The sequence below is a fragment of the Pseudoxanthomonas wuyuanensis genome (assembly GCF_900215535.1).
In the GTDB taxonomy this organism is placed as follows: Bacteria; Pseudomonadota; Gammaproteobacteria; order Xanthomonadales; family Xanthomonadaceae; genus Pseudoxanthomonas_A; species Pseudoxanthomonas_A wuyuanensis.
This window is the reverse complement of record NZ_OCND01000007.1, coordinates 176,430-194,470: the sequence shown is the minus strand read 5'-3', so window position 1 is coordinate 194,470 and position 18,041 is coordinate 176,430. Positions and strand designations below refer to the sequence as shown.

15 protein-coding genes are annotated in these 18,041 nt (G+C 66.8%); 7 read left to right on the top strand and 8 right to left on the bottom strand.

Features of this window, described 5'->3' with window-relative positions; translation table 11 throughout:
- Nucleotides 1-27 precede the first annotated feature (27 nt).
- Nucleotides 28-2,019 carry a PAS domain S-box protein gene (locus tag CRO39_RS14905; RefSeq protein ID WP_097122743.1) on the top strand — a complete coding sequence of 664 codons (1,992 nt, stop codon included), beginning with the start codon at nucleotides 28-30 and terminating at the stop codon, nucleotides 2,017-2,019.
- Nucleotides 2,020-2,034: 15 nt separating this feature from the next.
- Here CRO39_RS14905 and CRO39_RS14900 read toward each other — a convergent pair whose 3' ends face one another.
- Nucleotides 2,035-2,745, bottom strand: coding sequence for a helix-turn-helix domain-containing protein (locus CRO39_RS14900; RefSeq protein ID WP_097122742.1), 711 nt, complete (start codon nucleotides 2,743-2,745; stop codon nucleotides 2,035-2,037).
- Between the two features lie 183 nt (nucleotides 2,746-2,928).
- On the opposite strand from CRO39_RS14900, the gene CRO39_RS14895 reads away from it, so the two are divergent.
- Entirely contained in the window at nucleotides 2,929-3,933 is a 1,005-nt protein-coding gene (locus CRO39_RS14895; protein WP_097122741.1) for a glycyl radical enzyme family protein, read from the top strand.
- A 129-nt stretch (nucleotides 3,934-4,062) separates the two neighbouring features.
- Nucleotides 4,063-4,836 carry an SDR family NAD(P)-dependent oxidoreductase gene (locus CRO39_RS14890; RefSeq protein ID WP_097122740.1) on the top strand — a complete coding sequence of 258 codons (774 nt, stop codon included), beginning with the start codon at nucleotides 4,063-4,065 and terminating at the stop codon, nucleotides 4,834-4,836.
- Between the two features lie 160 nt (nucleotides 4,837-4,996).
- Here CRO39_RS14890 and CRO39_RS14885 read toward each other — a convergent pair whose 3' ends face one another.
- From CRO39_RS14885 to CRO39_RS14865, 5 genes are all read right to left on the bottom strand, one after another.
- Nucleotides 4,997-5,257 carry a DUF6429 family protein gene (locus tag CRO39_RS14885; protein ID WP_097122739.1) on the bottom strand — a complete coding sequence of 87 codons (261 nt, stop codon included), beginning with the start codon at nucleotides 5,255-5,257 and terminating at the stop codon, nucleotides 4,997-4,999.
- Nucleotides 5,258-5,297: 40 nt separating this feature from the next.
- Complete coding sequence (locus CRO39_RS14880) at nucleotides 5,298-6,158, bottom strand: class I SAM-dependent methyltransferase (RefSeq protein WP_097122738.1); 861 nt, start codon at nucleotides 6,156-6,158, stop codon at nucleotides 5,298-5,300.
- Nucleotides 6,159-6,310: 152 nt separating this feature from the next.
- Entirely contained in the window at nucleotides 6,311-6,766 is a 456-nt protein-coding gene (locus tag CRO39_RS14875) for an SRPBCC family protein (RefSeq protein WP_097122737.1), read from the bottom strand.
- A 419-nt stretch (nucleotides 6,767-7,185) separates the two neighbouring features.
- Nucleotides 7,186-10,050: a TonB-dependent receptor gene (locus tag CRO39_RS14870; protein WP_097122736.1), complete on the bottom strand. Its 2,865-nt coding sequence runs from the start codon at nucleotides 10,048-10,050 to the stop codon at nucleotides 7,186-7,188.
- A 149-nt stretch (nucleotides 10,051-10,199) separates the two neighbouring features.
- Nucleotides 10,200-11,018 carry a sulfite exporter TauE/SafE family protein gene (locus CRO39_RS14865; RefSeq protein WP_238394621.1) on the bottom strand — a complete coding sequence of 273 codons (819 nt, stop codon included), beginning with the start codon at nucleotides 11,016-11,018 and terminating at the stop codon, nucleotides 10,200-10,202.
- A 41-nt stretch (nucleotides 11,019-11,059) separates the two neighbouring features.
- On the opposite strand from CRO39_RS14865, the gene CRO39_RS14860 reads away from it, so the two are divergent.
- The 4 genes from CRO39_RS14860 to CRO39_RS14845 all read left to right on the top strand — a co-directional run bounded on the left by CRO39_RS14860 (nucleotide 11,060) and on the right by CRO39_RS14845 (nucleotide 15,303).
- Nucleotides 11,060-13,024, top strand: coding sequence for a transglycosylase SLT domain-containing protein (locus CRO39_RS14860; protein ID WP_097122734.1), 1,965 nt, complete (start codon nucleotides 11,060-11,062; stop codon nucleotides 13,022-13,024).
- 232 nt (nucleotides 13,025-13,256) lie between these two features.
- On the top strand, nucleotides 13,257-14,483 hold the full coding sequence (locus tag CRO39_RS14855; protein ID WP_097122733.1) for a multifunctional CCA addition/repair protein: 1,227 nt from the start codon (nucleotides 13,257-13,259) through the stop codon (nucleotides 14,481-14,483).
- A 110-nt stretch (nucleotides 14,484-14,593) separates the two neighbouring features.
- Nucleotides 14,594-14,872, top strand: coding sequence for a hypothetical protein (locus CRO39_RS14850; protein WP_097122732.1), 279 nt, complete (start codon nucleotides 14,594-14,596; stop codon nucleotides 14,870-14,872).
- Between the two features lie 68 nt (nucleotides 14,873-14,940).
- The gene (locus tag CRO39_RS14845; protein WP_097122731.1) at nucleotides 14,941-15,303 is read left to right on the top strand and encodes a DUF1428 domain-containing protein; all 363 of its coding nucleotides are present in this window, start codon (nucleotides 14,941-14,943) and stop codon (nucleotides 15,301-15,303) included.
- 188 nt (nucleotides 15,304-15,491) lie between these two features.
- On the opposite strand, the gene CRO39_RS14840 is transcribed toward CRO39_RS14845, so the two are convergent.
- Both CRO39_RS14840 and CRO39_RS14835 read right to left on the bottom strand, forming a co-directional pair.
- A complete protein-coding gene (locus CRO39_RS14840) occupies nucleotides 15,492-16,589 on the bottom strand; it encodes a PQQ-dependent sugar dehydrogenase (protein ID WP_097122819.1) in 1,098 nt (365 codons plus the stop codon).
- 378 nt (nucleotides 16,590-16,967) lie between these two features.
- Complete coding sequence (locus tag CRO39_RS14835; protein WP_097122730.1) at nucleotides 16,968-18,038, bottom strand: acyltransferase family protein; 1,071 nt, start codon at nucleotides 18,036-18,038, stop codon at nucleotides 16,968-16,970.
- Between the last annotated feature and the right edge of the window lie 3 nt (nucleotides 18,039-18,041).

Sequence of the window (18,041 nt, the reverse complement as noted above, 5' to 3'; positions counted from 1 at the left end):
CGATGAAATGCGTTGCGCCGCTTGCCCATGGCAGGCGCTGAGATGGTGCTCTTCCCGCAACTGTTCGAAACCGTGCCCGACGCGCTGCTGGTGGTCGACCGGGACGGCCGCATCGTGCTGGCCAACCAGCAGGCCGAGCGCCTGTTCGGCTACCCGCGGCAAGGACTGGATGGCGTCGCCGTCGAACAGCTGATGCCCGAAGCGGTGCGCCGGCGCCATCACGCGCACCGTTCCGGCTACATGGCTGCCCCGCGCATCCGCCCCATGGGCGACGGCGGCATGGCGCTGGTGGGGCAGCGGAAGGATGGCGAGCAGTTCCCGGTCGAGATCGCGCTCAGCCCCCTGCAGACCGACGACGGCATGCAGTACCTGGCCTCGATCCGGGACATTTCCGAAACCCAGCGCGCCCGGCAGGCGCTTGCGCGCGCGCGCTACGACGCGCTGGTGGCCAGGATCGGGCAGCAGGCGCTGGAATCGGCCAATGAAGGCAAGTTGATCGTCGGCCTTCCCGCGCAGTTGGCCGAAGCCATCGGCGTGGAGACCGTTGCGGTGCTGTTCAAGCGCCAGGACGGGAAACTGGAAGTGCACGCGGGGGTGGGATTGGAGCAGTGCCCACTGGGTACCGCCAACGTCCCGGAGAAATGGCGGGTCGCCACTGCGCAGACGTTGGTGCTGGAAGACCTGGCGCAGGATGCCGGCAATCTTCCCTGCGTACGAACCGCGCACGGCAGCGCGGCGGTCGTGCCGCTGCTCGATCACGACCGTCCGATGGGCGCGCTGCTGGCCTGGTCGGGTCAGACGCGCCGCTTCGATCACGACGCGCTGCACCTGCTGCAATCCGTCGCCAATCTGCTTGCCGCGCTGATGCTCCGCCGCCGCACCGAAGAGCAGCTGGCCCATGCCCAACGCCTGGACGCGATAGGACAGCTGACCGGCGGCGTCGCGCACGACTTCAACAACCTGCTGACGGTGATGTCCGGCAGCCTGCAGCTGTTGGAAGCCGAATGCGGGCAGCAACCGGGGGCGCTGGAGCTGATCGCCAGCGCGCTGCGCTCGGTGGAACGCGGCGCAGAACTCACCTCCAAGCTTCTGGCGTTCGCCCGCAAGCAACGGTTGAGCCCGAGCGCAATCGCGCCTGCGCAACTGTTGCGGGATCTGGAACTGATGCTGCAAAGGACGCTGGGCGAGTCGATCCGGCTCAAGGTCGAGTGTCCGGCAACACTGCCCGCCGCCTATGCCGATGCAGCGCAGCTGGATGCCGCTCTGCTCAACCTTGCCCTGAATGCCCGCGATGCGATGCCGCGCGGGGGCGAGATCAGCATCGCCGTCGAAGAACGCTGGATCGGTACCGACACCGCGCGTCCGCATCTGCGCGCGGGGCACTACGTGATGTTCTCGGTGACCGACACCGGCCTGGGCATGACCCAGGAAACGCTGGCGCGCGCGATCGAGCCTTTCTACACCACCAAGGGCCTGGGCCGCGGCAGCGGGCTGGGGCTCAGCATGGTCTACGGCTTTATCGAGCAGAGCGGCGGCCAGATGGAGATCGCCAGCCGCCTGGGATACGGTACGCGCATCGATCTCTACCTGCCCGTGGCCCGGCTCCCCTACGAGCCGCCGCAGGCGCGGCCCGCGTCAACCGGCGGTGGCGAGACCGTGCTGGTGGTGGAAGACGAACCGGAAGTCCGCGGCGTGGCCGAAGCGTTCCTGGGCTCAGTCGGCTACCGGGTGCTGACCGCGGCCGATGCCGACGGGGCGATGGCCCGGCTGGCATCGGAAGCGGATATCGCGCTGCTTTTCAGCGATGTCATGCTCGGCGCAGGCTTGAACGGCAAGGAGTTGGCCCATGCGGCGCGCCAGCTGAATCCTGCGCTGGCCGTGCTGCTGACCTCCGGTTACGAAGACGCGCCCGGCGACGACGGCAGGGATGGCTTCGAACTGCTGCGCAAACCCTACCGGCGCGAGCAGTTGCTGGCGGCAGTGCGGCGCAGCCTGGACCAGGCCGCCGCCCGCCCATGAGCTCTTGCGCCGCAATCAGTTGACGCCGGCCAGCAGCGCGTGCAGGCCGGCGCGGTCGGCGATGCGGATTTCCCGCCGGACCACATCGATCAGCCCGTTGGCCTGCAGCCTGGACAGCACGCGCGTCACCGTCTCCAGCTGCAGCGACAGAAAGTTGCCCAGGTCCGCCCGCGACATGCGCAGCAACAGGCGGCTGGCGCTGAAGCCAAGCCGTTCCAGCTGGGCGGAAAGATCCAGCAGGAACGTGACCACCCGCTGTTCGGCCGTCAGGGTGCCCAGCGCCAGCATCCAGCTCCAATCGCGCCGGATCTCGTTGGCCAGCACGGCGGTCAAACGCTCCTGGAACCCCGGCAGGCCGTCCTGCACTTCGGCCACCGGAATCTCCCATACCTCGCCCACGTCCAGCGCGATGGCGTCGCAGGCGTGGCGGGGCAGATCGATCGCATCCACACCCAGCAGATCGCCGCGCATCCGGAAGCCGGTGATCTTCTCGCGTCCGTCCTCGCTGATCAGGCTGGTCTTGAAGAATCCGGCGTGTATCAGATACAGGAATTGCCGGGGCTGCCCGGCGCGGAACACATGCTGGCGCGCGCGCAGGTGCCGGCGCTGAAGCGGCAGATCCCGAAGCAGCGCCTCAAGGCTGGGGCAGCCGGCGTGGTGCGCATTGCCTGACCACGCCAGCGGCGACAGTGCCGGTTTTGCGCGAACGAGTGTCGAATCCAACATGCTGCCTGCTCCAGTGTCCAAACCTGCGCTGAAGCCTAGCCCGAAGGTTCATCGGCACAATGTTGTCCGCGTAACCATGCGTAACGCTGTGTAACAGCGCATCGGTTGTTGACCGCGGTCAAGTCGCCAAGGAAGCGGCGCGCCACCATGGCGGCCTGCTGAAGTGTTGTTGGGGAAAACCTCGTGCTGCCATCGACCCTGTTCACCGACCCCGTTGCGGTGCACGCCTGGGACGCCTGGTTCCGCTGGCGCGACGGCGGCACCCTGCACGATCTGACCGTCGATGCCACCTGGTGGCGCGTGGCCAATGCCCTGGCCGCGGTCGAGGGCACGCTGGCGCCGCTGCTGGCGCACCATCTTGCGCACGCTTTCAGCCGCTGGGAGCTGCTGCCCGACGAGCGCCTGCTGCGCTACGCAGGCACCGGTGCGGCAATCGACGCTCCGGGAGCGCCATCGGCAGTGCTGAATGTCGGCGCCTTCGTAATCGCCCCGTACACGCCGCAGGCCTACTTCGACAGAAGCCGCTTCATGGATACGGCGGGCCTGGCCGTGCGGCTGTTGGACAATGCGACGACCCTTTTCGCGCCATGGCGCCAGTCCGATTCCTTGTCTGTTGGCGTGATTGGACTGGCCAACGCGCTGCACGGCCTGGACATCCCCTACCGCAGCGCCGAGGCCCGCGCACATGCCCGCGAAGTGGCCATCGCTCTGGCCGAAGGAAGTCTGCGCGCGTCCATCGCGCTGGCCGACGAGCGCGGCTCGCGGCTCGCGCCTTGCGAGCGCGCGCAACTGGCCGAACGCTGGCAACGTCGCCGGATGCCGCCACTCTTGGTGGAGGAGGGCATCCGCCACGGCGTACGCCACCGCGAACTGACCGCTATCGGCTCGCACCCGCGCCTGGCCATGCTGGCCAACAACGCCGCCGACGGCATCGATGCCATGCGCGAGCCGGCGGCATCGGCGCCATCGCTCCGGTTCGGTCCGACCGACCGGCAGCAAACGCTCCAGGCCGCCCAGGCCGGACTGTGCGCGGCGATGCAACCCTGGATCGACACCACCGTCAGCCACCCCATGACCTACCGCCCCATCCCGCCCGGTAGCCGATGGGAAGACGGCGAAGGCGGCGCGCCCAGCCCCGGGCTCGCATGCCTGTCCGAATACGGCAAAACCGCGGAGCCGGAGTATTGACCAGGATCAACCCGGCGCGCCGCCCGCCATGAGAAAACCGCGTGCACACATGGAGTCCGCGCCCGGGTGAAGCCATCGCCGCGGTGCGTTCCATTGGCATTCCGGCACCATGAACGAACGGCCACGACCATGAACAGGGTAAAGGACAAAGTCTGCGTCATCACCGGAGCGGCGGTCGGCATCGGGCACGCCTGCGCGCGCAGGCTGGCCGACGAAGGCGCGCGACTGGCGCTGTTCGACATTCTTGACGAACCCGGGCGCGCGCTGGCCGATGAACTGTGCGCGCAAGGCGCGCAGACCCGCTACTGGCATGTGGACGTTGCCGACGAACACGCCGTGCGCAACGCCCTGGACGGCGTCGCCAACCACTACGGCGGCCTGCATGTGCTGGTCAACAACGCCGGCATCGCCGGCATCAACAAGCCGACCCATGAGATCACCGAACAGGAATGGGATCTCGTTCAGGCCATCAACGTCAAAGGCGTGTTCTTCTGCGTCAAGCACGCCATCCCGCACCTGCGCCGCAACCGCGGCGCCAGCATCATCAATCTTTCCTCGATCTACGGCCTGGTGGGCGCGCCGGATGTGCCTCCCTACCACGCCTCCAAGGGCGCCCTCACGCTGATGACCAAGACCGATGCCCTGCTGTACGCCGCCGACGGCATCCGCGTCAATTCCATCCATCCCGGCTATATCTGGACTCCCATGGTGAAGCAGCACCTGCTGGACAGTGGCGCCACCGATCTGGACGCCGCCCGCACCCAGGTGGGAGAACTGCATCCGCTGGGCCGCATGGGCGAACCGGACGACATCGCATGGGGCGTGGTCTACCTGGCGTCGGACGAATCCAAGTTCGTCACCGGCTCGGCCCTGGTCATCGACGGCGGTTATACAGCGCGCTGAATCGGCAGGCCTCTGGCAAACGCGCCGCTGGCCTGCGCACGCGGCCGGAAGCCGCCAATGCATGGCCACCGGGATGGCGAGCTTCGACCTTTTCAGCGTTTGCCCTGATTTTCAGCAGTACCCAAGCCGAGCTCCGGAGCGAGTTCGGTTGGACCGGCTGTCAGGCGTCGCGATGCCGATCCGAGCCACCGGCTCCTGCGGCCCCAAAAAGTTTGCCTGCAAGCTCACGTCCGCGCTTCATGCCGTCCTCGGTGAGCTGCACGGACTTCTGTTTACCGACGGGATTGAAGATATAGCCGGCATCGTGAAGGCGGTTCATGACAGCGAAGTCGTAACCCTTCCATGCGCTGTTCGTGTTGAAGAGATGGGCAGCAAGAAGCGCCAGGACTGCCTCGTCAATGCGGGATTGATCGTAAGTCATTGACGAACACTAGACCTGCCCCCCGGGACGCGCAACCCCATCATCTCCGCCCCACCGCACAGATCGTTGCGTTGGGAATCCGAATGCCGCCATCGACCGACAGGTACTGGCGAAGCCGGTCGGCAAGTGTCTGCCGATACCGTTGCTGCTGCCCCGGCGACTTGCCGGAAAGCAAAGCGGCAAATGCCGGCGAAACTTCCATCAGGTACCGGATGCAGTCTTCGGCGGACGGAAACTCCAGCGTCAGCGTCATCTCCTCAACGCGCACATCCGAAAACCCGGCACGGGTCAGCCCGTCTTGCAGCGCTTTTTCCACTGAGCCAGGCAGAGGAGGATGCGCCGCTCGCGGCGACGGCGAATCAAACATCTCCCGGGCGACCGCCGCGGCAAGGCTGGCCAGCGGGCGGGCCCGTGGCCCGGCTTCCCAAACGGCAGTGACGAACGAACCATCGGGGGTCAGCATGCGCCGTATCGCGACCAGCGTATCCAGCGGATTCGGCAAATCGGTCAAACCCCAGCGCCACAGGACGGCGTCGAAGCTGCGGTCGGGAAAATCCAGTCGCTCGGCATCGGCCTCCATGAAGTCCACATTCCTCAGTCCCAGTCCGCTCGCTCTTTCCCGGGCGATATCGAGCATCTGCGACGACCGATCCGTCGCCACGACCCTCCCCACGGGGCCGACCCGGCTTGCGGCCAACAAGGCCGGTTCGCCAATACCGGTTGCAATGTCCAGCACCCGCTGGCCGGGAGCGACTTCCGCCAGTTCAAGCATGCGCTCGCTTACGTACTGCGCGCCGGCCTCAATGACCGGCCACCACTTCTTCCAACCGGCGGCAACGCTGTCCCACTGCCGTCGCTGTTCCTCCATGTGACGCGCCTGACCGCTGGATTGAGAACCCATACGTTCGCTCCCCTTCTTTATGGATCCGCGTTGCGCTCCATCGCCATAGAGTAAGGCCTGTGCCGCGGGCGACACAGACCTGGGCGGCAGACCGACATCGCAAAGCCGGACCGGCCTGCCGCGAGGCCGCACCAGCGTGGACGGGTCCGGCGCTACTGCGCGCGGTTCTCGCACAATGCCTTCAGCTTGGCCAACGCCTTCGGCCAGGCTTCCGGCATGCTCTCGAAATCGTCCGTCATGTCCTGGTCCACCGTGAGCCTCGTTCCCTGCGGCGTTGGCGTGAACGTGTAGTTCTCGTACGCCGGCGCCCAGGCGCGGATCGCTTCGCTACTGGTGTCCTCAACGCCATCGTCATCGATGTAGCCCAGATGCCGGATCGAGATGAACTCGTTAGGCCGGCTCTCGGCAATCTCCGAAATCACCCCGTGCCCGTCCGGAGTCAGGAAGCGTATCCGTTGCCCCTTCTGCCACGAGCCTTCGAAGTACAGGCCCTCACCGAAGGCGGACGTCCATTCCCGATAGCTCTGCGGCCCGACCAACGTCTGGTAGACCCTGGAGGCCGGTGCGGCAATGTCTACCGACCACTGCAACCGCTTGAGTGCTGGCATGGCTTGCTCCGCTGCGTTCCGAGGAAGTCCCTCCCAGCCATGACGATCAGGCCCGCAGGAATTCGACAATGGCAGGGCAGAGGAAAACCTGAATGGGCACAAGGTTCATCGGCACGGCAAGCACGGCCTGGTCGGATCGCCCGGCGAACATCCCGTCTGGAGAATTGCGCTGTGCAGGGTGAGCATTGGGAATGCTCTCCCTCGATGCCAATGGCTGGCTGGACAGAGGCGGAGACGGAGACGGAGACGGAATGAACTGTAGCTGGGATGGAAGAACGTTGGGTGGCATGGTGCAACAAAGCATCGCTGCGTTCTATCGCCAGCGGAAAGTAACTTGTTCGGTCGAAAATCAACGGTACCCAAGAAAGAAGCCGGCTTGCGCCGGCTCCTTCCGTGCTGCGGTTTGCCGCATCCCCGGACTAGAACTTCAGGTCCGCGCGCAGGTACCAAAAGCGTCCTTGCGGGATGTCGTAGGTGGAGGCGTCGTAGCCGTTGAGCGAACATGACAGGCAGATCGGCGGATCCTCGTCGAACAGGTTGTTGACGCCGGCGGTCAGTTGCAGGCCTTTCAGCCAGTTGAACTTATAGCCCACCTGCGCATCGTGGTAGGTGGTGGCGTCGAGCGTATTGGTGCCGTTGGCCTGGTCGCTGCATACCGGGAAGGCGGCCGCGTCGCCGCAGTCTTCGGTCAGCTCGTCGATGTGGCGGATCGACCACGAGGCATTCCAGTTGCCCAGCTTCCAGTCCAGCGTGGCGGTCGAGGTCCACTCCGGGATCGCGCTGTCATTGACTTCCACACCCGGTTCGCGCGGCTGCCGCGAACCGCCGGCACCGACGGCTTCGTAACGGGTCACGAAGGTGTTCTGCCAGGCCAGCTTGAAGCGGCCGGCGGCCGTTTCCGGCAGCGTCCAGAACAGATCCACGTCCCAGCCGTCGGTCTTGATGTAGCCCAGGTTGACCAGCCGGTTGTTGAAGCCGTTGATGCCGCCGGTGGCCGCGCGGGTGATGCCGTCGCAGTACTGCGGATCCAGCGTTTCCACGCACAGGTCCAGTTGGGTCTGCGCGTCGATGGCCTGGATGGCGCCTTCCAGGTTGTGCCGGTAGAAGGTCACTTCCAGATCCAGCCGATCCGACCATGACGCATCGCTGGCAAAGCCGGGGCTCCACACCATGCCGGCGCTGAAGCTGCGCGAGCGCTCCGGGTCCAGCAGTTCGTTGCCGCCGGTGGTCACCGAAATCTGCGAATTGGGCTGCTGGAAACCACTCGGCACGCCCAACGCGGCGCAGTTGGCCGGGTTGCCGCGCGGCGGCGTGCCGCCCAGGCCGATCGAGCAGGGGTCGGAGATCTGCAGATCCGCGCGCGCCGCCGAGCCGAACAGCTCGCCGATGGACGGCGCGCGGAAGCCTTCGGCGTAGGTGGTGCGCAACAGGAATTCATCGGTCACCTGCCAGCGCAGGCCGTACTTGGGGGTGAACTCGCCGCCGAAGGTGGAGTAGTCCGAATAGCGCCCGGCCAGGCTCAGATCGAGCTTTTCGCCCAGCGCGGACTTGGCGAAGATGGGCACGCTCAGTTCGACGAACACTTCGTTGACGTCGTATTCGCCAGCGGTCGGCAGCGACGGCACGCCGTTGTAGTGGCCGGCCACGGTCAGCGGATCCGGCTGGTACCAGCCTTCGTACTTGCGGTATTCGTAGCCGGCGGCGAATGCCAGCGGCCCTGCCGGCATGTCGAACAGATCGCCGCTGAGGTTGGCCGAGGCCAGGGTCAGTTTGTTCTCGCTGCGGTCGCGCACCACCGGCTGGATCCACGCCAGCATCTCCGGGGTGATGGTGCCGGGCCCGCCGAAGATGTTCAGCGGCACGCAGCCGGCCACCGCGGCGCAGGCCGCCGGGTCGCCCAGGGCCAGCGCGATGTTGTTGATGTTGTAGCTGCCGTAGTTGGTCTGCTCGGCCTCGTTCTTGCTGTAGGCGGCGTTGACGTCCCAGAACCAGGTGCGGTTGCCGGCGCCGAAACTGCCGACCAGGCCGGTGTTGAAGTACTGCGTGTCGACCTTCTGCTCGAACACGCGCGCGCCGCCTTCCACCGGGCGGCGCCCGATCAGGATCAGATTGTCTTCCGAATCCAGATCGAAGCCGAACGGGTTGTACGGGTTCAGCGCGGAAATGAAGATGTTGTCGGCCAACGGATTGCCGGTGCCGGCTTCCGGGCCGAGGAACAACGGTTCCGGCGCGGCCTGGTTGGTCGACTCGCGGCGGTTGCCCAGCGCCTTGACGTACCAGTGCAGGTTGTCGTTGATGAAGAAGCGGAACTGGCCGAACACACCCTTGCGCTCGGACGGGGTGACCAGCAGGTTGTATTCGGCGAAATTGAAGCGGTCGGCGGTGCTGAAGCAGTGGTAATCGTCGGTGCGGTCGCAGCCGGTCTGGGATGAGTCATAGACCGGGCTGGTTGCGCCGGTATTCGGCGTCAGATCCACGACCTCGCCGCTGTTGGGATCGGCAAAGATGAAACGCCCGTACGGCGTGGCCGAACTGCCGAACGCCACCCCGGTGCCGGGGGTCGGGAAGCGAGACTGTTCGCGGGTGCGCGAGTAGACCGGGTCCTGGTCGGTATAGCTGGCGCCCAGGAACAGGCTGGTGCGCTCTGTGCTGTGGCCCCAGGCCAGGTCGATGCCCTGCTGGGTGCCGTCGCCCTTGCTGAACTGCCCGTAGTTCAGCGTGACCTGACCGCCGTCGAACTCGCGGCGGGTGATGATATTGACCACGCCGGCAATCGCGTCGGAACCGTACAGCGACGAGGCGCCGTCTTCGAGCACTTCGATGCGCTCGACGATGGCCAGCGGGATGGTGTTGAGGTCGGTCGCCGCGCCGACGCCGGAAGCCGAGGCCTCATTGATCCAGCGGATGCCGTCGACCAGCACCAGCACGCGCTTGGAACCCAGGTGGCGCAGATCCACCTGCGCCGAGCCGGCGCCGACGCCGCCGCCATCGGGCGGGAAGCCGAAGTTGCCGGACGAGTTGAACTTGGTGTTGAGCGCCGAACCGGAACCGGTCAGCTCCTGCAGCACCTCGCCTATCGAGTTAAGGCCCGAACGCTCGATGTCCTCGCGGGTGAGCGTCTGCACCGGGACCTGGCCTTCCAGTTCGGCGCGCTTGATGCGGGTACCGGTGACCTGTACGGCATCCAGCGTGGTGGGCGCATCCTGCGCCAGGACGATCGAAGGAACGGCAAGCAGCAGACTACAGTGAACAGCTATGGCCAAGCGTTGGCGTCGCAGTTTCATGGCTCTCTCTCCATGGATGGGTAGTGTTGGCCACCGCCCCTTCCCCCTGCCTACTGCAACAGTGGCCTGTCGGCTTTTGTAAACAACCCGTAAAGAACCGGCAAGCAAAAGACGGTTGCGTGTAGCGAATGGCAACTGCCATCACGCTTTCACCCGGCTATCACAATGCTGAGCCCCATCAGCCCCAGGAACACCGCAAACACCCGCTTCAGCGCGGCGCCGCTGATGCGGTGAGCCAGCCGGGTGCCGTACGGCGCCGCCAGCACCGAAGTAATCGCCACGCCTATCGCCGCAGGTAAATAGATGTAGCCCAAGGCATGCTGCGGCAACGCGCCGGCCGGCGCATGCAGCGCATAACCCGTTGCGCTGGCGATGCCGATGGCCACGCCGCAGGCGCTGGACGTGCCCACCGCGCGCACCGGCGCCGCTCCCAGCCATACCAGCAACGGCACGGTCATGCTGCCGCCGCCGATGCCGACCACCGCCGACACTGCGCCGATACCGGAACCGGCAACGCTCATCGGCCATCCGCGCGGCGGCGGCACCGCGTCGCCATTGCCGCCGTTGCGCGGTTTGCCGAACGCCATCTGGGCGCCGGCGATAAAGCAGTAGCCGGCCACGATCCAGCGCAACACCGCATCATCCAGATACACCGCCAGCCCGCTGCCCAGCCAGCCGCCGATCAGCAGGCCCGGCACCATCCATGCCACCGTCGGCCACATCACGCTGCCGCGGCGATGATGCGAATACGCCGACGACGCCGCGGTCAGCACAATGCTGGCCAGCGAGCTGGCCAGCGCCGCATGCATCGCCGCTTCGGTGGGAATGCCGTACAGCGGCAGCAGCCACACCAGCGCCGCAACCAGCACCAGGCCCCCGCCTATCCCCAGCAACCCGGCCAACACGCCGGCCGCTACACCCAACAACGGAAACACCAGCAAACCTTCCCAGCCCATAGCGTCCTTCATCCTCATCACGAGCGTTCATCCGGCTTCGGTATATTTCCGCCATGAATCGCCCCACTCCCTTCATCGTACTCGTTGCCTGCTTGACGCTGTTGGCCGGCACTGCCGTCCGCGCGCAGAACCTGGACGCGCAGCGCCCGCAGATCCGCGCCGCGCTGGATGCCGCCGGCCGCGGTCAGTTCAATGCCGCGCAATCGGCCGGCATCGCCAATCACCCGCTGTACGGCTGGGTCGAGTTTGCCCAGCTCAGCCGCAACATGGATGGCGTATCGAATGCGCAGGCGCAGGCATTCCTGCAGCGCTACCAGGGCCAGGCCGTGGCCGAGCAGTTCCGCAACCTGTGGCTGGCGGCGTTGTCGCGCCGGCAGGACTGGCGGACCTTCCTGCAGCACTGGCAGCCGGCCGACAACGCCGCCCTGCGGTGCGCCGAGCTCAATGCCCGTCAGGCCACCGGCCGCATCGACGCGCAATGGACCGCCGATGCGCAGGCGGTCTGGCGCAGCGGCGCCAAGTCGCTGCCCGATGGCTGCGATACCGTGTTCGCGCTGCTGGCCAGCCGCGGCGGCCTGAGCCCGGAACTGCGCTGGCAGCGCATCGACGCGGCCGCTGCGGAACAGCAGACCGCGGTGATGCGCGCCGCCGCACGCGGCCTGCCGGCCAGCGAAGCCGCGCTGGCCAACGACTACGCTGCCTTCATCGATGGCGTGCACGCGCGCGCGCTGACCTGGCCCAGGACCGAGCGCAGCCGGCGCATGGCCGCGATAGGCCTGGCCAGGCTGGGCAGCAAGAATCCCGGCGCGGCCGAAGCGCAACTGCCGCAATATGCGCAGGCGCTGGGCATGAACGAAGCCGAGCGCGGCCAGGTGCTGTACCAGATCGCGCTGTGGACGGTGGCCTCGTACGAACCGGATTCGGCCCGGCGTCTGAACGCCGTTCCCGAGTCGGCCTATGACGAACGCCTGTACGAGTGGCGCGTGCGCGAGGCGATGGCGCGCGGCGACTGGCGTGCGGCGCTGGCGGGGTTGCGCAAGATGCCCAAGACCCAGCGCGAGGATTCGCGCTGGCGCTATTTCGAGGCGCGGCTGACGGAAAAGACCGGCGACGCTGCCGAAGCGCAGCGCCTGTTCGGCGAAGCCGCCCGGTCGGCGACCTTCCATGGCTTTCTGGCCGCCGATCGCTTGAACCGGCCGTATGCGCTGTGCCCGTTGAAGCCCAACGACAGCGCGGCGGCCAGGAACGCCGTCGCCCGCGATGCCGCCATCGTGCGGGCGATGGAATTGTGGAAGCTGGAGCGGCCGGGCTGGGCGACGGCCGAATGGAACAGCGCGCTGGCGCGCTTCGACGATACCCAGCGCCGCCTCGCGGTGGAAGTGGCGCGCGACAACGGCTGGTTCGACCGCGCGGTGTTCTCGCTGGGTCGCAATCCCGACGAACAGCGGCTGTACGAGCTGCGCTTTCCGCTGCACCACGATGCCGCGATTCGCCGCGAGGCGGCCAAGAACGCCATCGACCCGGCCTGGGTGGCGGCGGAAATCCGCGCCGAGAGCGTATTCAATCCGCGCGCGCGCTCCGGCGCCAACGCGATGGGATTGATGCAGGTGTTGCCGACCACTGGCGCGGCCACCGCCAAGCGCCTGGGCATGCCCTGGGCCGGCGCCGCCAGCCTGTACGACCCGGACACCAACATCATGCTCGGCACCGCCTACCTGCGGCAGATGGAAGACAAGTACGGCGTGCCGTACGTGGCCATCGCCGCCTACAACGCCGGCCCGGCGCCGACCGCGCGCTGGCAGTCGCAGCGGCCCAACTACGATGCCGATTTCTGGATCGAGACCATCAGCTACAAGGAAACCCGCGAGTACGTCGCCCGCGTGCTGGCCTTCAGCGTGATCTACGACTGGCGCTTGAACGGCGATGCGCTGCCGGTGACCGACCGCATGCACGGCCGCATCCAGGGCAAACGCAAATCCTTCGTCTGCCCGGCGGCGGCGCCCAGCGCGGCGAGCTGATTTTTCACACGTTCGGTGCTTTCCCCCCATGCCTCGCGGGGCGAAGAAGCCTGCTTGCGGGAGGACGCAGCGGCTTCCCCTCCCTCCCCACGCAAGGGGGAGGGGCTTTGAATGCCGTTGGTGTTTTCGACGACCCAGCGGTTAGGTCTCTCAAACCGGAGTCGTTCCGAATCAGTCGGAGCTGGATTCTTCCTTCTCCGAACCAACAGAAGAATCAGGCATCATTCTGTCCATGAAGATCTATCTCGTCGGCGGCGCCGTGCGCGACCGGTTGCTGGGTATCGAGCCGGGCGACCGCGACTGGGTCGTCGTTGGCGCCACCCCGCAACAGATGCTGCAGGACGGCTACAAGGCGGTGGGACGCGATTTCCCGGTGTTCCTGCACCCGCAAACCGGCGAGGAATACGCGCTGGCGCGCACCGAACGCAAGAGCGGCCGCGGCTATCGCGGTTTTGTCGTCGACACCGATCCGTCGGTGACGCTGGAAGAGGATCTGCAGCGCCGCGATTTCACCATCAACGCGATTGCCCAGGACGAGTCCGGCAATCTGGTCGACCCGTACGGCGGCGCGCGCGACATCCACGCGCGGGTGCTGCGCCATGTCGGCCCGGCCTTCGTCGAGGATCCCCTGCGGGTGCTGCGCGCGGCGCGTTTCATGGCCCGCTTCGCGCCGCTTGGGTTTACGGTGGCGCCGGAGACGCTGGCGCTGATGCGGCAAATCGCCGCCAGCGGCGAACTCGATGCGCTGGTGCCGGAACGGGTCTGGCAGGAATTGCGGCGCGCGCTGGCCTGCCAACAGCCATCCGCATTCCTGTCCACGCTGCGCGATGCGCAGGCGTTGGCGGCCGTGCTGCCGGAAGTCGATGCGCTGTACGGCGTGCCGCAACGCGCCGAATACCATCCGGAAGTCGATACCGGCGTGCACCAGCAACTGGTCAGCGACATGGCCGCACGGCTGGCGCCCGGCGATGCGCTGATCGGCTTTGCCGCGCTGACCCACGACCTGGGCAAGGCGCTGACGCCGGAAGACATGCTGCCCAAGCATATCGGCCATGAGCATGCCGGGATCAAACCGGTGCTGGCGCTGTGCGAACGGCTCAAGGTGCCGGCCGAGTACCGCGAACTGGCGGTGATGGCCTGCCGCGAACACCTCAACGTGCATCGGCTGGCCGAACTGCGCGATGCCACCGTGCACGAACTGCTGGCGCGCTGCGATGCGTTCCGCAAGCCGGCGCGCATCGCCCAGCTGGCGCTGGTCTGCGAAGCCGACAAGCGCGGCCGGCTGGGCAGCGAGAACGCCGGCTACCCGCAGGGCGCCGAGTTGCAGCGGCTGCACCAGGCGGCGATGGCAGTCAGCGCACGCGACGTCGCCAGCGACGGCATGGCCGGCCCGGAGATCGGCCAGGCGCTGCGCAAGGCCCGGGTTGCGGCCATCGGCATAGCCAGAGCGCAGGGCTGAAGGCATCGCAGCACGCCCCGGCGGCCAATGACACCCGCTTAACCACGCCGCGTCGACACTGCCGGCAATGCCCGCCGCGGTAAAGGCACACGATTCCATTCGACCGGCCCATGGACGACGATCTCCAATCGCTGACGCGCGAACAGTTGCTGGCCGAGGTCAGAAGGCTGCGGCATGGCATCCGCGAACATCGCGACAGCAGCGGCCATGAACTGTGCTGGCACCACCCGGCGCTGTGGTCGCTGCTGCCGGAAAAGACCGACCCGGTACCGGTCGTGCCGGAATGGCCGCAGTTCCTGCGCGGCTGCATCCGCTACCGGCAATCATTGGACGAGCAGGCGCCCGGCGCGCCGCGGTCCGCGGAACCGTTTGTCGAACCGACATCGTAGAACCCGCTGCCGGAAGCTGCGCGTGTTGCGGCCTCCGGCGACCGCGACCCCAGAGGAGGAGATGAGCAATGGCTTACGTGGATGGTTTCCTGCTACCGGTACCGAAGGCCAAATTGGCCGCCTACCGCAGTCTGGCCCGCAAGGCCGGCAAGATCTGGCGCCAATATGGCGCGCTCGACTACGTCGAATGCGTCGCCGACGATGTGCAGCCCGGCAAGCTCACATCGTTCCCGAAGAGCGTGAAGCTGAAACCGGACGAAGTGGTGGTGTTCTCGTGGATCACCTACCGCTCGCGTGCGCACCGCGACAAGGTCAATAAGCAGGTGATGGCCGACCCGCTTATCGCCAACATGGATGTCAAGACGATGCCGTTCGACGTCAAACGGATGATCTGGGGCGGCTTCAAGCCTATCGTCGAAATGCGAGACTGATCCGTTTCAGGGCAGCGGTCCTGTCCATCCTGTAGGAGTGGCACCGGCATGCCGGTGCCGGTAGGTCGCGATGAGCCTTCCTAGCGAAGCCAATCGCGACTTGACCAGCCATTCGGCTGTTGGCTTTCAACCGCCGAACGGCGGGTCAAGCCGTCGCTCCAACAAGGGACCAAAGCAACTGACACGCCCTAGTTCGGGTTCGGCGTCAATTTCAGCAGGCGTGCGTTGCTGCCGTCTTCCAGCAGCCACAGCGCGCCGTCCGGGCCCTGCTCCACTTCACGGATGCGCTGCCCCATCGGGTAGCGCGCGGCCTCGCGCGCCTGGGTGCCGGTAAACTCGATGCGGATCAGCGCCTGCGACGCCAGGCCGCCGATGAATCCGTGGCCGTGGAAGTACGGAAACATCTGGCCGGTATAGATGACGAAGCCCGACGGCGCGATCACCGGCGTCCACCAGGCCTCCGGCGCGTTGAACTCCGGCCGGGTGTCATGGTTGGGAATCGGCGTGCCGTCGTAGTGGTTGCCGTTGGAGACGATGGGCCAGCCGTAGTTGCTGCCGCGCTCGATCAGGTTCAGTTCGTCGCCGCCGGCCGGCCCCATCTCATGCGTCCACAAGCGGCCCTGCGGATCGAAATCGATGCCCAGCAGATTGCGATGGCCCAGCGTCCATACCTGCGCCGCCACGCCGCCCTGGCTGGCGAACGGATTGTCGGCCGGCACCGAGCCATCGGCATTCAGGCGGATCAGTTTGCCCAGCGCCGATTGCAGGTCCTGCGCCGGGTCCATCTTCTGCCGGTCGCCGGAGGTGATCCACAGCTTGCCGTCGCTGCCGAAGGCGATGCGGTGGCTGTAATGGCCTTCGCCGGTCACCTTTGGCGCCTGCCGCCAGATCACCTGCAGGTTGGACAGGCTGCCGCCGTTGCCGCTGGCGTCCAGCGCCAGCGTGGCCCGCGCCACCGCCGCGCCGCGGGTATTGTTGCTGCCGGCTTCGGCATAGCTGATGTACACCAGCCGGTTGCTGGCGAATTGCGGATGCAGCACCACATCGCCGAATCCGCCCTGGCCGCCGTAAGCCACCGCCGGCACGCCGGTGATTTCGCCGACCTGGCCGGTAGCCACATTGGCCAGTCGCAGGCGGCCGCGTTTCTCGGTGACCAGCAGGCGGCCATCGGGCAGGAAGGTCATCGCCCACGGTTCGTCAAAGCGCGCCACCTCGTTGCTGACGAAGGGCGGGTTGGGAATCCGGCGTGGCGGCAATGGCCCGCCGGTGACGCGTTGGGTGGCCATCGGCGTGGCTCCGGCCTGGATTGCGGCAGCGGCCGGCGCTGACGCTTCGGCCGGCGCCGGCCGGGTGCCGACAAGCAAAAGCGGAGCCGATTCGGCCGATTCGCGCTGTTCGTCGGCAGTCGGCGAGGTCGCTTCGATGGCGCCGCCGCAGCCGCTCAACAACAGCAGGCCGGAAAGCAGGACAGGAACACGATTCATGGCGCACCCGCTTCTGGAGGGTAAAGCGTTTTTACACCCCTGCTGCGAAAAAAAGCGTGACTGGCTTGGCGCGCCGGCCCGGAACGCCCCGGCCGTGACCAGCCAGCCCCGCCGCAGGCGCCCGCCACGGCGCAGCCCCGCATCTTGCATGCGGCGGCAAGCCGCACCACCGCTTGCCAATCACACCTTCAGATGCCAGCGACGCCTGTCCATCCAGCGCACCACCCCCCACCACACCAGCACGAAGGCCAGCGCGAAGGCCAGCGATGGCGCATACGGACCAAAGCGTGGCGTCATCCAGCTGGAAAACCCCGACTGGTAGATGGGTTCCCACCAGCCCAGCCCGGCGAAGGCGTACACCATCACCGCCGCGCCCGCGTAGGCGGCAATCGCATTGACGCCGAAGCTGCGTCCCAGCGCCGGCCAGCCGCGGCGATCGATCAGCGCGTGGCACAGCCACAGCGCCAGCATCGCCCAGCCTGCCGTCCACAGCACGTACGAGGACGTCCACAGGTTCTTGTTCAATGGCAGCCACACCGACCACAACCCGCCCGATGCCAGCAGCGCGATGCCGACCGGCAACAGCCGGGCGCTACGCCCTTGCCGCAACCAGTCGCCGGCGCGCAGGCCCAGCAGCGTGGTGGCGATGGCCGGCAATGTGCTCAACAGCCCTTCGGGGTCGTGACCGTGGCCGCTGGCGGGATCGAACCGGTACAGCAGCGGCGCAAACAGCGCGGTATCGACGCGGCTGGCCAGGTTGAGCCACGGTGCGTAGCTTCCGCTCGCGGCCAGCGCGCCCCAGTAGCCGATCAGCAGCGCGCCGATCAGCCACCATTGCGTGCGCTGCCGCGTGCTCAACGCCAGCAAACCGGTCGCAATAAAACACAGGCCGATACGCTGCAGCACGCCCCACGGGCGGAACCAGGCCTGGTCCAGCCACCACCACGCCAGCGCATGCAATAGCAGGCCGATGGCGACGATTTTTGCGCCGCGTATCCACACCGCCCGGGCCAGCGCGGGCTTGGTCACGCCCGCTTCGCTCCGCGGCAGGATCGCCAATGCGATCGACACGCCGACGATAAACAGAAAGAACGGGAAAATCAGATCGGTCGGCGTGCAACCATGCCAATGGGCATGCAACAGCGGCGCATAGACATGACCCCAGTCGCCGGGATTGTTGACCAGCAGCATCGCCGCCACGGTAGTCCCGCGCAATGCATCGACCGAGGCAAGCCGCGGCGCCGCCGGCATCAG

What these genes read in the sequence shown, in the direction of transcription:
- CRO39_RS14905 (WP_097122743.1), top strand. Translation starts at nt 28, where the DNA reads ATGGCAGGCGCTGAGATGGTGCTCTTCCCGCAACTGTTCGAAACCGTG.
- CRO39_RS14900 (WP_097122742.1), bottom strand. Translation starts at nt 2,745, where the DNA reads ATGTTGGATTCGACACTCGTTCGCGCAAAACCGGCACTGTCGCCGCTG.
- CRO39_RS14890 (WP_097122740.1), top strand. Translation starts at nt 4,063, where the DNA reads ATGAACAGGGTAAAGGACAAAGTCTGCGTCATCACCGGAGCGGCGGTC.
- CRO39_RS14885 (WP_097122739.1), bottom strand. Translation starts at nt 5,257, where the DNA reads ATGACTTACGATCAATCCCGCATTGACGAGGCAGTCCTGGCGCTTCTT.
- CRO39_RS14880 (WP_097122738.1), bottom strand. Translation starts at nt 6,158, where the DNA reads ATGGGTTCTCAATCCAGCGGTCAGGCGCGTCACATGGAGGAACAGCGA.
- CRO39_RS14875 (WP_097122737.1), bottom strand. Translation starts at nt 6,766, where the DNA reads ATGCCAGCACTCAAGCGGTTGCAGTGGTCGGTAGACATTGCCGCACCG.
- CRO39_RS14870 (WP_097122736.1), bottom strand. Translation starts at nt 10,050, where the DNA reads ATGAAACTGCGACGCCAACGCTTGGCCATAGCTGTTCACTGTAGTCTG.
- CRO39_RS14865 (WP_238394621.1), bottom strand. Translation starts at nt 11,018, where the DNA reads ATGAAGGACGCTATGGGCTGGGAAGGTTTGCTGGTGTTTCCGTTGTTG.
- CRO39_RS14860 (WP_097122734.1), top strand. Translation starts at nt 11,060, where the DNA reads ATGAATCGCCCCACTCCCTTCATCGTACTCGTTGCCTGCTTGACGCTG.
- CRO39_RS14855 (WP_097122733.1), top strand. Translation starts at nt 13,257, where the DNA reads ATGAAGATCTATCTCGTCGGCGGCGCCGTGCGCGACCGGTTGCTGGGT.
- CRO39_RS14850 (WP_097122732.1), top strand. Translation starts at nt 14,594, where the DNA reads ATGGACGACGATCTCCAATCGCTGACGCGCGAACAGTTGCTGGCCGAG.
- CRO39_RS14845 (WP_097122731.1), top strand. Translation starts at nt 14,941, where the DNA reads ATGGCTTACGTGGATGGTTTCCTGCTACCGGTACCGAAGGCCAAATTG.
- CRO39_RS14840 (WP_097122819.1), bottom strand. Translation starts at nt 16,589, where the DNA reads ATGGCCACCCAACGCGTCACCGGCGGGCCATTGCCGCCACGCCGGATT.
- CRO39_RS14835 (WP_097122730.1), bottom strand. Translation starts at nt 18,038, where the DNA reads ATGCCGGCGGCGCCGCGGCTTGCCTCGGTCGATGCATTGCGCGGGACT.